This is a genomic window from Aliarcobacter butzleri (genome assembly GCF_900187115.1).
Taxonomy (GTDB): domain Bacteria; phylum Campylobacterota; class Campylobacteria; order Campylobacterales; family Arcobacteraceae; genus Aliarcobacter; species Aliarcobacter butzleri.
The window spans coordinates 1801393-1817960 of record NZ_LT906455.1 but is presented as its reverse complement, the minus strand read 5'-3'; the positions used below and the strand labels follow the sequence as shown (position 1 = coordinate 1817960).

General features: G+C 23.7%; 16 protein-coding genes. 13 read left to right on the top strand and 3 right to left on the bottom strand.

Annotation, left to right across the window (positions count from 1 at the left end; translation table 11 throughout):
* Position 1 precedes the first annotated feature (1 nt).
* Genes CKV87_RS09085 through CKV87_RS09070 form a run of 4 tightly spaced genes read left to right on the top strand, consistent with a single transcriptional unit; the run spans position 2 to position 4132 of the window.
* The gene (locus CKV87_RS09085; protein WP_012147771.1) at positions 2–1075 is read left to right on the top strand and encodes a DegT/DnrJ/EryC1/StrS family aminotransferase; all 1074 of its coding nucleotides are present in this window, start codon (positions 2–4) and stop codon (positions 1073–1075) included.
* Between the two features lie 11 nt (positions 1076–1086).
* On the top strand, positions 1087–2424 hold the full coding sequence (locus CKV87_RS09080; protein ID WP_012147770.1) for an O-antigen ligase family protein: 1338 nt from the start codon (positions 1087–1089) through the stop codon (positions 2422–2424).
* Positions 2421–3545 carry a glycosyltransferase gene (locus tag CKV87_RS09075; RefSeq protein WP_012147769.1) on the top strand — a complete coding sequence of 375 codons (1125 nt, stop codon included), beginning with the start codon at positions 2421–2423 and terminating at the stop codon, positions 3543–3545. Before CKV87_RS09080 ends, CKV87_RS09075 begins: the two co-directional genes overlap by 4 nt.
* Entirely contained in the window at positions 3542–4132 is a 591-nt protein-coding gene (locus CKV87_RS09070) for a PhoP regulatory network YrbL family protein (RefSeq protein WP_012147768.1), read from the top strand. Before CKV87_RS09075 ends, CKV87_RS09070 begins: the two co-directional genes overlap by 4 nt.
* Positions 4133–4141: 9 nt before the next feature.
* Here the strand turns inward: CKV87_RS09070 and CKV87_RS09065 are convergent, their stop codons facing one another.
* Together CKV87_RS09065 and CKV87_RS09060 are read right to left on the bottom strand one after the other, a co-directional pair.
* Positions 4142–5155, bottom strand: a complete 1014-nt coding sequence (locus tag CKV87_RS09065) for a glycosyltransferase (protein WP_012147767.1) — start codon at positions 5153–5155, stop codon at positions 4142–4144.
* Positions 5156–5177: 22 nt separating this feature from the next.
* Positions 5178–6248, bottom strand: a complete 1071-nt coding sequence (locus CKV87_RS09060) for a glycosyltransferase (protein ID WP_012147766.1) — start codon at positions 6246–6248, stop codon at positions 5178–5180.
* 85 nt (positions 6249–6333) lie between these two features.
* Here CKV87_RS09060 and CKV87_RS09055 point away from each other — a divergent pair, with 85 nt between their 5' ends.
* Genes CKV87_RS09055 through CKV87_RS09035 form a run of 5 tightly spaced genes read left to right on the top strand, consistent with a single transcriptional unit; the run spans position 6334 to position 11098 of the window.
* Entirely contained in the window at positions 6334–7077 is a 744-nt protein-coding gene (locus CKV87_RS09055) for a glycosyltransferase family 2 protein (protein WP_041644994.1), read from the top strand.
* Complete coding sequence (locus tag CKV87_RS09050) at positions 7067–8167, top strand: glycosyltransferase family 4 protein (protein ID WP_041644988.1); 1101 nt, start codon at positions 7067–7069, stop codon at positions 8165–8167. Before CKV87_RS09055 ends, CKV87_RS09050 begins: the two co-directional genes overlap by 11 nt.
* 5 nt (positions 8168–8172) lie before the next feature.
* Positions 8173–9630 carry an MBOAT family O-acyltransferase gene (locus CKV87_RS09045; protein WP_012147763.1) on the top strand — a complete coding sequence of 486 codons (1458 nt, stop codon included), beginning with the start codon at positions 8173–8175 and terminating at the stop codon, positions 9628–9630.
* Between the two features lie 8 nt (positions 9631–9638).
* Positions 9639–10532, top strand: coding sequence for a hypothetical protein (locus CKV87_RS09040; protein ID WP_012147762.1), 894 nt, complete (start codon positions 9639–9641; stop codon positions 10530–10532).
* An 8-nt stretch (positions 10533–10540) separates the two neighbouring features.
* Positions 10541–11098 (top strand): PhoP regulatory network YrbL family protein, encoded by a 558-nt coding sequence (locus tag CKV87_RS09035; RefSeq protein ID WP_012147761.1) that lies wholly within the window; start codon positions 10541–10543, stop codon positions 11096–11098.
* Positions 11099–11115: 17 nt separating this feature from the next.
* On the opposite strand, the gene CKV87_RS09030 is transcribed toward CKV87_RS09035, so the two are convergent.
* Positions 11116–12762 carry a phosphoethanolamine transferase gene (locus tag CKV87_RS09030; RefSeq protein WP_012147760.1) on the bottom strand — a complete coding sequence of 549 codons (1647 nt, stop codon included), beginning with the start codon at positions 12760–12762 and terminating at the stop codon, positions 11116–11118.
* Between the two features lie 134 nt (positions 12763–12896).
* Here CKV87_RS09030 and CKV87_RS09025 point away from each other — a divergent pair, with 134 nt between their 5' ends.
* Genes CKV87_RS09025 through CKV87_RS09010 form a run of 4 tightly spaced genes read left to right on the top strand, consistent with a single transcriptional unit; the run spans position 12897 to position 16551 of the window.
* Entirely contained in the window at positions 12897–13646 is a 750-nt protein-coding gene (locus CKV87_RS09025) for a lipopolysaccharide kinase InaA family protein (protein WP_012147759.1), read from the top strand.
* Positions 13646–14566 (top strand): glycosyltransferase family 9 protein, encoded by a 921-nt coding sequence (locus CKV87_RS09020; protein WP_012147758.1) that lies wholly within the window; start codon positions 13646–13648, stop codon positions 14564–14566. Before CKV87_RS09025 ends, CKV87_RS09020 begins: the two co-directional genes overlap by 1 nt.
* The gene (locus CKV87_RS09015; RefSeq protein ID WP_012147757.1) at positions 14559–15620 is read left to right on the top strand and encodes a hypothetical protein; all 1062 of its coding nucleotides are present in this window, start codon (positions 14559–14561) and stop codon (positions 15618–15620) included. Before CKV87_RS09020 ends, CKV87_RS09015 begins: the two co-directional genes overlap by 8 nt.
* A complete protein-coding gene (locus CKV87_RS09010) occupies positions 15613–16551 on the top strand; it encodes a glycosyltransferase family 9 protein (protein WP_012147756.1) in 939 nt (312 codons plus the stop codon). The genes CKV87_RS09015 and CKV87_RS09010 overlap by 8 nt, the downstream gene beginning before the upstream one ends.
* Positions 16552–16568 lie beyond the last annotated feature (17 nt).

The following is a 16568-nucleotide window of genomic DNA, read 5'->3' as shown; positions in this document are numbered from 1 at the left end:
AATGATAAATGTAACAAAAACATACTTACCAAACAAAGAAAAATATAAAAAGTATATTGATGAAATATATGAAAATTGTTGGCTTACAAATAATGGACCACTAGTACAAAAGCTTGAAAAAAGATTAGCAGAATATTTAGGTGTGAAAAATATAGTTCTAGTTTCAAATGGAACAGTAGCTCTTGATATTGCGTATAAAGCATTAAATTTAAAAGGTGAGGTTATTACTACTCCATTTTCATTTGTAGCAACTACAAGTTCTCTTATGACAGGTGGTTTAACACCTGTATTTGCAGACATAGATGAAAAATCTCTAAATGTAAATCCTGAAAATATTGAAAAACTTATAAATAAAAATACATCAGCTATATTACCTGTTCATGTTTTTGGTAATGCATGTGAAGTAGAAGAAATAGAAAAAATAGCAAATAAAAATAATCTAAAGGTAATTTATGATGCTGCACATGCTTTTGACGTAAATTATAAAAATAAATCAGTTTTAAACTATGGAGATATTTCAACTATTAGTTTTCATGCAACTAAACTTTTTCATACTATTGAAGGTGGTGCTATCATTATAAATGATGATAATCTTTTAGAGAAAGTAAGATGTTTGATAAATTTTGGAATTAAAACTCCTACAGAAATACCATACCTTGGAACGAATGCCAAAATGAATGAATTTGAAGCAGCTATGGGACTTTGTGTTCTTGATGATATAAAAGATATTAAAGAAAAAAGAAAATTTTTAATAGAAAATTATAGAAAAGAGTTAAAAAATCTAGTCCAATTTCAAAAACAAAATGAAAATGCAACAGAAAATTTTAGCTATTTTCCAGTAGTTTTTAAAAGTGAAGAAGAACTTTTAAAAGTTCAAAAAGCTTTAAATAATAAACAAATTTTTCCAAGAAGATATTTTTATCCATCTCTTGATACTCTTGATTACATTGAAATAAAACATAAGTGTGAAATATCTCAGAATATAAGTAAGAAAATACTTTGTTTACCTATATATGCTGAATTAACTGAAGATGAACAAAATATTATATTAGATACAATCAAAAATAGTTTATAAAAAGAAGAAATATGAATCTTATTAATAAAATTTGTTATATTTCAAAAGAGGATCAAAGTAAAATTACTCTTTTGATGAATCATCTTTTGGTAGTATATGCTTTTTTAATTCCTATCAGTAATAAGGCAAAAACATCGGTATTCTTTTGTATACTTTTACTATTTTTATATAGAAGAAACTTTATAGATTATTTTAAAATTGCATTTAAAAATGAGCTTTTAAAGTATTTTATATTACTGTATTTAGTTTTTCTATTTGGAATGTTTTATACAATTGATATGGATAGTGCATATGCTTTTATGAATAAAGCAAAATTTTTAATATATCCTTTAATATTTTTATCTTTTTTAGATATGAGATTTTCTTTTAGAATTTTAAATGCTTTTATATTTGGAGTTTTATTTTCTGAGGTAGTTTCTTATTTTATACATTTCCAAATTATTCCACCCGAACTTTTCATTGGAGAATATAAAGTTTATCAAACTGTTTATACAGATCCAGCTCCATTTTTAAATCATATAAAGCACAATATCGCTTTGGCAATAGTAATATCTGTTTTAATATATAGATTATTAGTTAATGATATAAAAAATATTTATCTAAAAATATTGTCTTTTATTTTTATAACAACTGCTTTTATAAACATGAGTTTAATTGGTGGAAGAACTGGTTATATTGTACTATTTCTTTTAATATTTTTAGTAGTTTTTTTGGTTTATAGGCAAAAAATAAAAAAAGTATTTTTTATTTCTTTATCAATTATACTAATTATGTTTATGTATATGTATAACTTTTCTGAACAATTTGATAAAAGAGTAGAAGATGCAAAGAACGACATAAAAAGTATGATTAATGAAAAAAATTATGATAGTTCTATTGGACTTAGAATTATTGCTTCTTATTATACAATTGAAGTAATAAAAGATAATTATTTAGTTGGTGTTGGAACTGGTGATGTTATGCAAGAGATTGAAAAATTATCAAAAGATAAAGAATCTTATATTGTAGAAAGAGTCAAAAGTCCACACAATGTTTATCTACAAGTCTTAGCTCAAGTTGGAATAATAGGTTTTTTTATAATGATGTTAATGTTTTATAAAATATTAACTTATAAAACTTTGGATAAAAAAAGAGACGATATAATTAAGATACTAACTATTGCTACTTTAATATTCATGATACCTGGAAACTTTTTTGAATTTTTTGAATTAGCAATGTTTGTTACAATTATAAGTGCTATGATAAGTAATTATAAATTTGATGTATTTGTTAAAGAAGTAGATTATAAATCTATATTAAAATATATTTTAGTTATTATAATTTTCTTAATAATAGGAATTACAAAATGAAATCATTAAAAATTGTGTATATTACTCGTTCTATAATACCTTCAAAAACAGCAAATAGTGTAAATGTAATTAGAATGTGTTCTGCTTTTGCTTCTTTGGGATATCAAGTGACGCTCCTTGCACCTATTACAAAAAAGCTTGAAGAAAAAGGTGTTGAAGACATTTTTAAATTTTATGGTGTTGAAAATAATTTTGAAATAAAAAAATTATTTTCACCAAATATAAGATTTTTGAAAAGAAAAATATATTCGTATAGATGTCTTAATCAAGTAAAAAAAATAGATCCTGATTTAGTGTATGGAAGAGGTGTTATGTCAGCTTTTTATTTAACTCAAAAAGCTGGATATAAGACGTTATTTGAAAGACATAGTAATTATGGTGAAGATAAAAAAACAGAAGAAAAAATATTTAAAAAATTTATTTTAGAAAATAAAAATAAAGGTAAATTAGTTACTATTGCTCAAAAATTAAAAGAATTATATTGTAGAGAATATAATATTGAAGAAAGTGCAGTGCATGTTGCACCTAGTGCTACTCTTGTAAATAAAGATTTTGATACTATACCAGTTAATTGTGAACAATTTAAGGATAGTTTTAATATTGGATATATAGGTAAAGTTGCTAAAAATAGGGGATTGGAAATAATTATAAAATTGGCAGAAAACTTTCCTAAAATTATTTTTCACATTATTGGAGGAGATGAAAAAGAGATAAAATATTGGAAAAATGAATCTAAAAATTTAGAAAATATAATTTTTCATGGTTTTATAAATCCTAAAGATACTTATAAATATAGAAATTTATGCGATATTTTATTAGCCCCATATATGAATGCAGATAAAAATTTTGAATATATGTCTCCAATAAAAATTTTTGAATATATGGCTTCTAAAACACCAATGATTTGTTCTGATTCAAAAATTATAAGAGAAAGTTTAAATGAAAAATATACAATGTTAGTTGATAATGAAGATATAAATGCTTGGATAAAAGCAGTTGAAAAACTTTATAGTGATAAAGAATTTAGAGAGAATATGGCTAAAAATGCTTATGAATATTGTGTACAAAATTTCACTTATGAAGCTAGATGTAAAAAAATATTGGATTTTATAGAAAAATGATTGAATTAAGAGAGGAATTGTTATTAGGTGATGGAGGAGAGAGACTTGTTTTTATACATCCAAATGATAGTAAAAAAGTTATAAAAGTTCTTCAACCCCAGATAAAAAAACATAATTTTCAAAATGAATTAGAATTTAAATATTATAATTTTTTGACAAAAAAGAATGTTGATTTTTCGCATATAACGAAATGTTTCGGTTATGTGGATACAAATTTTGGTAAAGGTTTGGTATTTGAAAGAGTTGTTGATTTTGATGGAGAAGATTCAAAATTTTTAAGAAATTGTTTACAAGAAAATATTTTTACTAAAGATCAAGAAAAAAGATTGTTAGATGATTTAAAAAAGTATTTAGAAGATAATGAAATTTTATTCATTGATTGTAGCTCTCATAATGTTTTTTGTAAAAAAGTAAGTGCTGATAAATATACTTTGATAATTTATGATGGATTAGGTGCTAGAAGAGATAATATAAAGCTTACTTTATATATGAAAAGTAGATTTTATACAAGATATAAGATAAAAAAGCAGTGGAAACTTTTCATGAAAAATTGTGAAAAAGCAAAGCATTTAGGATTAAAAAAATAGTAAAAGATATTAATTTTTTAAATATCTTTTTCTAAATCTTCTAATTAAATAGTTTGGGTTTAGTTTTTTTGCAAGTTTAGACTTTGAGTTTTTATATTTATTTAGATAGTTCTCTTCATTTTCAATAAAAAATATTTCTATTTTATTTAAATATTTTGTTTTATATGATTCATAATCATCTATATATTTATTTATAAAGTCATTTTTTTCAAATATAAGTTCATAATAAGACAATAATCTATTAAAAATTAAGCTTTTTAAAAATCTTCTAATTCCTTTGTCTTTTTCTAAATCATAAAACTTTGTGTAAGTTTCTAATATTTTTTTTGTACTTATTATATATTTCTCTGTTTTTTCACCAGTCATAACAGAATTTGGTCTTATTCTATATACATAAGCAAAATTATCTACAAAAGATACTTTTTTTGCATCATAAAATAGAGGTAATAAAGCTTCCGCATCGTCTGAAATAACTCCTGAGGTGTATGCAAAATTTATCTCTTTTAAGTAACTTCTTTTTAATATTTTATCCCAAGGAGTATTAGTAATATTACCTTTTTGTGCTGTTGAAAGATACTCTTTACCAGTATAAATTTTGTTATTTTCTCTTTTTATAGAAAACTTATTTAACGAATTATTTTTTAAAATTAAATGGTTAAAGTTTAAAATATCTAAAGATTCTTTTTTTGCAACACTATATAATTCACTTAAGCAGTTTTCATTTGCTAGATAATCATCATTATCTACAAAATATATATATTCACCTTTTGCTATTTGTAAACCATTATTTCTTGCCATTGCTGAACCAGCATTTTTTTGATCAATGATTAGCATATTTGGAAATTTTGTTTTATAAAGATTTAAAATTTCCAAAGAGTTATCACTACTACCATCATTTACACAAATTAATTCTATATTTTCAATGATAGTTTGTTTTAAAATACTTTGTAAACATTCATCAAGATATTCTTCTGCATTGTAAACAGGAACAATTATACTTATAAAAACTTCTTTATTTGACATATTTTAATTCTCTCTTTTTTATTTATATTAATAAATTTAAATATTCAATTTTTTCTCTTTGTGGAGCAAAAATATTTAAAGCTTTTTGATGATTATCTTTTGCTTTAGCTTTTTCTTCCTCAAAGTTATTTACAACGTTTAATAAAATTTCTTGCAAATTTTTAATATTATTTTCTTTTGTTAAGTGAATATGAAATCCTAAATCTTTAAATTCACTTGAAGATGTGTCATCATAAATAATTGGAATAAGTCCAAATCCCAAGCTTTCAATTATTGCATTACTCATTCCTTCTCCTAGACTTGGAAAAATGAAAATATCGCTTTTTTGTAAATACTCTTTTACATTTGAAGTGTAACCTACGAATTCGACATTATTTTTTAAAGAAGAGTTTTTTAAATAGTTTTTCATAGTTTCAAGATAGTCTTTATCTTGAATATCTCCTAAAAACTTTATTGTAAAATTAATGTTATTATTTTTTAGAATTTCACAAGCTTTTATAGCTTCAAATTGTCCTTTACCTTTATGTACTCGTCCAACATGAACCAAATCTACATGGTTATTTAAAGGTTTAAAATCTATATTTTCTTCTAGTTTTAAAGATGAATAAATTCTTTTAACACTTGCTTTTTGGGGAATTGGTAAAATTTCAATTATATTTTTTTTCATATATTCACAATTTCCTACAAAGTAATTTACATTGCTATAAAATAGTTTATGAAAAATATCTTTTTTTGAAGTTGTTTTTTTTGAACCTTGTCTGATTATAAAATTAATATCTAATCCTAAAGTTGCAAAATATAAAGATTTTATCTCAGAAGCACCTAAAAAAATTATATTTTTTATATTACTGTTTTTTAAAATTTCTCGTACAGTGAAAATAAGTTTAAAACTAAAATTAGATGAAAAATTTACTATATGCAGATTTATATCATAGTTTTCAAAATGTTCTTTTCTATTTGCTATATAACTATTATCTCTAGCGATAAATTCTACTTCAACATCTTGGCTTAAAAGTCTTGCAAGTTTTACTGATGCAAGTTCCATTCCTCCATTTACTCTTGATAGACAAATAATAGCTGTTTTTTGTTTCATAATCACCTCTAAAATAGGGATTGTATCTTAATTAAATTAAATTTTCTATATAATATAAGTTATATTAATAGAATAAAGGTTGTCTTTGAAAATTACAGCAAATATTATTACACTAAATGAAGAAAAGAATATAGAAGAAGTTATAAAATCTGTTAAAAGTGTATGTGATGAAGTTTTAGTTGTGGATTCTTTAAGTAGTGATAGAACTTGTGAAATTGCAGAAAGTTTGGGTGCAAAAGTTATAAAACAGACATATTTAGGAGATGGACCACAAAAGGCATTTGGTGCTCCATATGCAAAAAATGATTGGGTTTTGAGTATTGATGCAGATGAAAGACTTGATTTAAATGCAATAGAAGAGATAAAAAAATTGAATCTAGAAAATAGTTCTTATGATGCTTATTCTTTTGCTAGAAAGACATTTGTTGGAAAGAATTATATTAAACTTTGGTATCCAGATAGAGTAACAAGACTTTACAATCGTAAAAAATGTGGATTCTCAACTGCAAAAGGGCATGCAAAAGTTGAAACAAAAAATGTGTGTGATTTAGAAGCTGATATGTTGCATTATTCATATGATGATTATATCCATATGATAAGAACAACTGAAAAATTTATAAAAAGAGGTGCAATTTTAGCACACGAAGAAGGTAAAAAAGCAACAGTTTTTGATCCAATTATTCATGGTTTGGGAGCTTTATTTAAAGCTTTAATATTAAAAGGCGGAGCATTTCATGGAATTAATGGATGGAATGTAGCAGTAATTTCAGCATATAGTTCATATATGAAGTATGCTATTATGTTGGATATGCAAAGAAATGCAAAATAAAAATATTTTAGAAGTTTGTTTATCCCCTGATTTAGGTGGATTAGAACTTTATATGTGTAATTGCTCAAAAGAATTAGCAAAAGATTTTAATGTAACTTGTGTAATTTCAAATAATTCAAAATTAGAATCTTTTTTAGAAGATTTAAAAGTTATAAAAATAGAAAGAAAAAGTAGTTTTTCTTTAATCTCTTCAATAAAAATAGCAAAAATTATTGACAAAAATAAAATTGACACAATACATATTCATTGGACAAAAGATATTCCAATAATAATTTTTGCAAAATTATTATCAAAAAGAAAACCAAAAATTATTCAAACTAGACATATGACAATGACAAGATTTAAAAATGATTTTTATCATAAGTTTTTGTATAAAAACGTAGATACAATTATTTGTGTGACAAAAGCTTTACAAAATCAAATAGAAAAATTTATTCCTCAAAATATTAGACCAAAAGTAAAAACTTTATATTTAGGGGCAAAAAATCCTAAAGTTTTTACAAAAGAAGAGTTAAATATTTATAAAGAAGAGAAATTAAATTCAAAAAATTCTTTTATTATAGGTTTTGTTGGAAGAATTAATGAATTTAAAGGTCAATATCTTTTGATTGAAGCTATGAAAAAATTAAAGATTAAAGAATTAGACGTAAAAGCTTATTTTGTTGGACATCCTATGAATGAAGAATATTTGAACTCTTTAAAAGAAAAAGTAAAAAATTATAATCTTGAAAATGAAATACATTTTTTAGGTTTTTCAAAAGAACCAGACAAGTTTATGCAAGCCTGTGATGTGATTGTAGCAGCTTCCAAGAATGAAACATTTGGTTTAGTTGTTATTGAAGCTATGAAAAATCAAACAGCTATTATTGCTTCAAACAGCGGAGGATTTTTAGAAATTATTGATGATAGAATTAATGGATTATTGTTTGAAAACGAAAATATAGAAGATTTAGCATTAAAAATTGAAGAACTTTATAATGATAAAGATTTAAAAGATAATTTAGTTTTAGAAGCAAAGAAAAAAGTTGATTTAGAATTTGATAGTGAAATACAATTTAAAAAATTAAAAGAATTTATGAAAGGAAATTAAAGATAATGCTCTTTAATAGTTATGAATTTATATTTATATTTTTGCCAGTAATTTTTGTGGTTTACTTTTATTTGAATAGTAAACGATTAATATTAGGAGCAAAGATATGGTTAGTAGTAGGGAGTTTGTTTTTCTATAGTTACTGGAATGTAATATATCTTCCTCTAATTTTACTTTCAATATTTGTAAATTATGGTGTAGGATTAAGTTTAGTAAATCATGAGAAGATAAGAATTTCTTCAAAAACAATACTGAGTTTTGGAATAGTGTTTAATCTAGGATTATTAGGATATTTTAAATATACAGATTTTTTTCTAGATAACTTTAATGGAATATTTGGAACAAATATACCATTGCCACATATAATATTGCCTCTAGGGATTAGCTTCTTTACCTTTACACAAATAGCATTCTTAGTAGATGCATATAAACAAGAAGCAAAAGAGTATAGCTTAATAAATTATATGCTGTTTGTAACATATTTTCCACACTTACTAGCAGGACCAATTTTGCATCATAAAGAGATGATGCCACAATTTGCGAGTAAATATAATTGGGTAAAGAATTATAGAAATATAGCATTAGGACTGTTTATTTTTTCAATAGGATTGTTTAAAAAAGTAGTAATAGCAGATACCTTTGCAGTATGGGCAAATGCAGGATTTGATACAGCAACAACTTTAAATCTAATAGAAGCATGGGCAACATCTTTGTCTTATACTTTCCAATTGTACTTTGATTTTTCAGGATATACAGATATGGCAATAGGTATAAGTTTGATGTTTAATATAAAATTACCTATTAACTTTAACTCTCCATATAAAGCATTGTCAATTCAAGACTTCTGGAGAAGATGGCATATGACACTCTCAAGATTTTTAAGAGATTATTTGTATATACCACTAGGAGGGAATAGAAAAGGTAATATTAGAACTTATGTAAATCTAATAACAACATTTCTATTAGGTGGATTATGGCATGGAGCAGGATGGACATTTATAATCTGGGGATTGCTACATGGAATAGCATTAGCAATACATAGGCTTTGGCAAAGCTTAGGATTTAGAATGAATAAAATCTTAGCATGGTTTATAACATTTAACTTTATAAATATAACATGGATATTTTTTAGAGCAAAAGATTTTGAAAGTGCAATGAAAGTATTTGGTTGTATGTTTTCTTTTGATAATGTTGTTTTACCAAGCATATTTTTTAAGAAGTTAGCATTTTTAGAAAATTATGGAATTAAGTTTGATGAAGTAACTCGCTCAATAAGTGGAGGAAGTGATCTTTTAAATCTTACTTTAGCTAGTATGATTATTGTTTTTTTCTTTAAAAATTCTATGCAATTAAAAGATAAATTTAAATCAAATATTTTTATATTAGTTTTTACGGTTTTTTTATTTGTTTATTCTATGTTTTCTTTGAACAAATTTAGTGAATTTTTATATTTTAATTTTTAAGGGTAATAATGAACAATAAATTATTTATAAAATTATTTTTTTGTCTTTCATTAATTAGTTCAATTGTATTATTTTATTTGTCTTTCTTAGGGTATTCAAATGATAGGTTAGCAAAATATAGTGAAGAGCGAGTAGAACAGTCTAAAAATGAAAAAAGTGAAATTGTATTTGTTGGAGATAGTTCTTTAAAGTATGGTTTGGATGAAAAATATTTTTCAACATTATTAAATAATAAAAGTGTTTCAAACTTAGCTTTAACTGCTGGTGCACACAATATTTCTGCAACATTTAATATGATTAGAAATATTATTAAAAATAACGACAAAATTAAATACATTGTAATAATGCAGAATCCATCTATTTGGCAATATCCTTTTTCTGATGGTGGATATTGTTCAACATTAGATAATTTATCAAATGAGGAAGTAACAGCATATAAATTTTTAGATAATATTAGTTGTTTTAAGTATAAATATATGAATCTCAAATCAATAAAAAAAGCTTTTAAAAAAGAGAAAAAAAGTAGAGATGAAGAAGAAACTTATAAAAATGGTTTACTTAATATTAATGAAGAATTAAATAACAATAAATATATCGATTATGAATTAATAAATTCTTCAAAAAATAAAGAATTTAAAATGCTAGATGATTATTTACAAGATAAAAATGTAAAAGTTTTTTATATTCAAGGTACATTGCATTATGATTTATATCAAAAATATTCAAATGTTATTGATGAACAGCATAAGATATTAAGAGAATTTAAAAATATAACTTTTATAGAAAAATACTTATATCCTATAAATGAAAATATGGGAAATGCTGAAAACCATGTTCATAGTTCTTATAAATTAGAATCTACAAAGTTCTTTTATGAAATATTAAAAGATTATTTAAAATAGGAGATAAAATGATAATATTAAAAGATGAAGATTTTGTTGGAAAAGGAAATGAAAGAGCTTGTTATATTCATCCTGAAGATAAAAATAAAGCAATAAAAATTACATATGAAAATAATAATAGAAAAGAGAGCAAACAAACTAAGTTAGAAGTAAATTATTATAAAGAATTAGAAAAAAGAAGAATGATAAATTTTAAACATCTTCCAAAATATTTTGGTGAAGTTAAAACAGACAAAGGAGCTGGATTTGTTGTTGAACTTATAAGAGATTTTGATGGTGAAGTTTCTAAAACATTTGAATATTATTTAAAAAAGGATGGTGTTTTAAAATATAAAAAAGAGTTAGAAGAATATAAGCAATATTTTTTAGATAATTGTATAATTTTTAATTATGGAATGATGCCTAAAAATATACTTCTTAGAAAAAATAGTGAAACAGATTTTGATTTAGTATTAATTGATGGATTAGGTGATGTTAGTTATTTTACTCTTCCAAATAAAATACCATATTTTGCAAGAAAAAGAATAAATAGAAGATGGGATAAATTTATTAAAAAATATTTATAAAAGTAGCAAAGAATTTGCTACTTTATAAAATCAAAATCTTTTGTTAGATCGTTTTTTTCATCAAAAGAGATTCTTAGAATTCCATCAAATCCAGAAATATCGGCCCCACAAACATAATAATCTTCTTTAGTATTAAAGTAATCATAGTGTTTTTGATATCCTAAAAGATAACTTACTAAATCTCCAACTTGATAATGTGAAATATATGGAAAATCTTGAAAATTGTTATTTAAATCTTTTGGATTATTTATTCCATAGACAAAAAAAGGAATCTGCCAAACAGAATCAAAATCAAGTCTTCCATGTCCATTTCTATTTTTTTCTATACTTGTACTATGATCAGAAGTAAATATAAAATATGTTGGACGATCTGTTTTTTCACTTATTTTTTTGATAATATTTTCTATAACATGATCAGTGTATCGAACTGAATTTAGATAGTCAATAAGAGTTTGACTTAAAGTTTTATCTTCAATATTTTCTTTATTGTATATTTCAAATTCTTTAGGATATGTATCATAAAATGGACTATGAGAGGCTCTTTGATGAAGTGCTATGAAACTTGGTTTTGAAAAATCAATATCATCTATCTTTGTAATTAAATATTCATCAAGTGCAGGTGTGCTTGCCTCTTTAGTTAAATTTGTACCATCAAAATAATCGTCAATAAAATTAGTACAAAGATAGCTTTTTAGCTGAGCTAACTGATTTCGTGCTTGTGCTGAGTAAAAATATGTTTGGAAACCATTTTCTTTTGCCATTTTAAATAAACAAGTATTTTGTGAAATTGCTTGAGGAACACCATCTGGTTGTTTTATCATATTAAAAAAATTAGGAATTCCAACATCTGTTACAACTCCTGATGATATAGCACTTTTGTAAATAAAATTTTTATCATTTTTCAAAGTATCCAAGTAAGGAGTTGATTTTATATGATAACCATATAAAGACATAAAATTTCTATTTGCACTCTCTCCCATAATTACAATAATATTGATGTTAGGATTTTTTAAAATAAGATTTGGAGTTGAGACAATTGGTTGTTCTAATCCACTATAATGTGATATAAACTTTTTGGGTAAAATAATCGCAAAAAGATGACTAATAGATAAATATGAATTTTTAATTGGATAATATTCGACTGAAGGACGATGACCTTTTCTAGTATTGTCTTTTACATATAAGCTAATAGGATTTATAAAAATTGCAATAATTAAAAAATAAGATAAATAAGGAACTTTTAATCTTTTATTTTCACTTATTTTTAATAAATAATAAATACAAACTAATAATATAAAAAACATGATTGTTGGAATAATAATTATGCTCGTAACAGATTTAAATGTATCAAATACTTCTTTAAATTTTGTAAAGAACAACATATATTCTAAAGGAAAAATCCAAGTTCCAAAATATGAAAAGTGTAAAAGTTGAAACCATGCAAATATTGCTAAAATAATATATATTACAAATATAGCTCTACTTTTTATGATAGAGATTATAGCTAAGTTTAAAATTAGTTGTTCAATAAAAGATTTAATATCTAAATTAAAAACTAAAATGTTATTATAAATTCTAAAGATTTGTTCAAAACATATAAAAAGTATTGTTATTATAAAAGATAACAAAAGGTTATAAGCAAATTTAGAAAAATTATTTTTCATTTATATTATCCTCCAATTAAAATAAAAGTAGAAATTATATAAATATATTTGTAATATTCGCTTAAACAGTATTGATTAAATTTAAAAATATGTAATTTTTGCTAAAATATCCCCTTTATTACAAGGGGAATAAATTGAATATAAAATATCAATTAAATAAAAATTATGAAAATATTAAAGATTTTTTGTTAAATATTAAAAATTTTTTTAAACAAAATTCAAATACTATTCACAAAGCTAGAAATGAATTAAAAGTTATAGAATATAAAAATATTCAAACAGTTGTTAAAGCTTTTAAAATTCCAAATATTATAAATCAAGTTGTTTATGCATATTTTAGAGATTCAAAAGCAAAGAAATCTTATGAAAATGCTGTAAAACTTATTAATTTAAATATAAACACTCCAACTCCGATAGGTTATATAGAGTTTTATCAAAACTTTTTATTTAAAGAAAGTTTTTTTATTAGTGAAAAATTGGATTATTTATTTACTATTCGTGAGCCATTAAGAAATACGATGTTAAATGATAGAGAATTAATTATAAAAAGATTTGTTGCATTTACTTATAATTTACATAAAAATAGTGTTTATCACAAAGATTATTCAGCTGGTAATATATTAGTTTTTAAAAATAAAAATGATGAATATGATTTTAGTGTGGTTGATATAAATAGAATGGAATTTAAAAATATTGATTTAGAAACTGGTTTAGATAATTTTGCAAAATTATGGTTAGATGAAGATAGTTTAAAATTAATTGCAACTGAGTATGCAAGATTATCACAAAATGATGAAAAAATAGCTATTGATATTTTGAAAAAATGTGATAAAAAACTAAAAGATTTTGTAGAATTTAAAAGAAAAATTAGAGGTAAAAAATAGTGAATTTGCTAATAACAAGACACGATAAAATAGGTGATTTTGTCGTAACTTTACCTCTTTTTAAAGCTATTAAAGAGCAATATCCTAATACAAAATTGACAGCACTTGTATCAAAAGTAAATTTTGATTTTGCAAAAAATATCGATTTTATAGATGATGTTATTTTATTTGATAAAAATAATTTATCAAAAACATTAAAAGAGATAAAAGAAAAAAAATTTGATGCCAGTATTAGTGCGTATATTGATATAACACTAGGAAAACTTCTTTTTAAAAGTGGTATAAAAAAAAGAGTAGCGCCAGCTACTAAAATAGCACAACTTTTTTTTAATAAAAGAGTAAAACAAAGAAGAAGTCAAGTTGCAAAAACAGAGTGGAGATATAATCTTGATTTGGCAAAAAAAATATATCCAGATATAAAACTTGATTTTACTAAACCACTTTTAGATATTAAAGTAGAAAGAGAAAAAAGGGTAATTTTTCATGTTGGATTTGGTGGAAGTAGTGATGGAAATCTAAGATTAGATGATTATATAAATTTAGCAAGAAGTATTAAAGATAGTAATTATGAAATAGTTTTTAGTTTTGGACCAGATGATGGTGTTTCTAAAGAATATATAAAAAATAAACTTGATTTTAAAGCAACAATTTTTGATTCAAAAGTTTCTTTGTATGAATTTACTAAATATTTGGCTTCAAGTTATCTATTTATTAGCACTTCAACGGGACCTATGCACCTTGCAGGAGCAACAAATACAAAAACTTTATCGTTTTTTGGAGATTCTTTATTTGCAAGTAGTAAAAGATGGGCAACTATAAGTAATGAAGAAAATCAAAACAATTTTATGATTAATTTTGATTATACAAAAGAAGATTATGAAAAAATAGAAAACAGATTAAAAGAGTTAATTAGTGAATAAAAATTTTTTTGTTTGGGATAATTACTCTGATCAACCTCAAGTTATTAAAGATAAAGCTTACAAGAAAGCTATGCGAAAAAAGCATTTAAAAGATTTTATAAAGCTTTTTATCAGTTCTTTTTTTATTCTACCTATGGCAATACTTTTTATGAAATTTTTTAAAGGAAAAGTTAAATTCTCAAATGACGATTTTTATGGCTTAGGAGTGAATCTTGATAAAGGCAATTGTCAAGTTGAATTAGTAGAAGAACTTCAAGTAAAAAACTTAATAATTAGATTGCCATTATGCGATATAAAAAATATTGATTCTTATGTTGATTTTGCCCAAAGTTTTAATAAAATATCAAAAAAGAATATTTTATTAAATATCATGCAAGATAGAGAAAATATAGAAAATCACAAACTTTTAAAAGAAAATTTGGAACTAATTTTTATAAAATTTGGCAGTTTTGTAAGCGAATTTCAAATAGCAACTACAATAAATCGTGCAAAATGGGGGTTTTTTAGCGTAAAAGAGTATGTAAATTTCTATAAAGTAGCTCAAAATTTAAAAGATGAAAAATTTCCAAATATAAAACTTTTAGGACCTAGTGTTATTGACTTTGAATACTACTATAATGTTAGAGCTATGTTTAATTTTGAAGATATAAAATATGATATAGTTAGCTCTTTACTTTATGTAGATAGACGAGGAAGTGCAAAAAACAAACAATATCTTTTTTTTGATTTTAAAAATAAAATTGACTTACTTTTTTCTTTAGTAAAATTAAGTCCAAAATGTAAAAATGAAATATATATAACTGAAGTTAACTGGCCTATAAAAAACAGAGTGCCTTATGCTCCTACAAGTGAAAAAGAGTGTGTTTCAAATGAAGAATATACAAAATATATGTTAGAGTATTTTGAAATAGCAAAAAAAAGTAAAAAAATAAAAAGAGTTTATTGGCATCAACTAATTGCTCCAGGATATGGATTGGTTGATAATAGAGGAGGAGAAATTATAAAATATCCTCAATTTTATGCTTTTAAAGAGATGATTAAAAAAAATGATTAAAGAAATATTTATAGAAATACCTTCTTGGTTGGGAGATGCTATTATGGCAACACCAGCAATAGAAAATTTGATAAAAACATATCCCGATGCTCAAATTACACTTTTGGGATCTTTTGTTTCAACTCAAGCTTTTCAAGGTTATCCGAATATAAAAAGAGTAATAGTTGATGATACAAAAAAAAGTGGAAATAGATATAAAAATCTTATTTCTTTAGCAAAAAGTATCGGAAGAGTTGATTTAGCAATTTCATTTAGAAGAAGTATCTCTTCTAAATTTATGATGTTTTTTATAAAAGCAAAGAAAAAGTTTAATTATAGACGTCTTACAAAAAAAGAGATACATTTATGTATTAGATATAATGATTTTGTAAATAAAGTTTTAAATTTGCAAAATGAAGTAGGGGATTTAAAACTTTATTTTAAACCTTTTAATTATGGTAAACCAACTTTAGGAATAAATCCAGGTGCCACTTATGGAAGTGCAAAAAGATGGTACCCAGAAGAGTTTGCAAAAATTGCAATTGAGATGTCAAAAAAATATGATATCGTAATTTTTGGAGGACCAGCAGAAACTAATATTGCAAAAGATATAGAAACTGAATTAGTTTCAAAAGGAATAACAAATTACCAAAATTTAGCTGGTAAAACTACAATTCCTGAACTTATTGAAAAAATTGCTGGACTTGATTTATTTGTTACAAATGATAGTGGTCCGATGCATATTGCAGCTGCTTATAAGGTGAAGACAATAGCAATTTTTGGTCCTACAAAATTTACTGAAACAAATCAATGGAATAATCCAAATGGAGAAATTGTGACAAAGAATTTGGATTGTGCACCTTGTATGAAAAGAGTTTGTCCATTAAAACATCATAACTGTATGAAAGATATTACAGCTGTTGATGTTTTAAATGTAATTGTAAAACTATAAAAATAAATTTTCTAAGT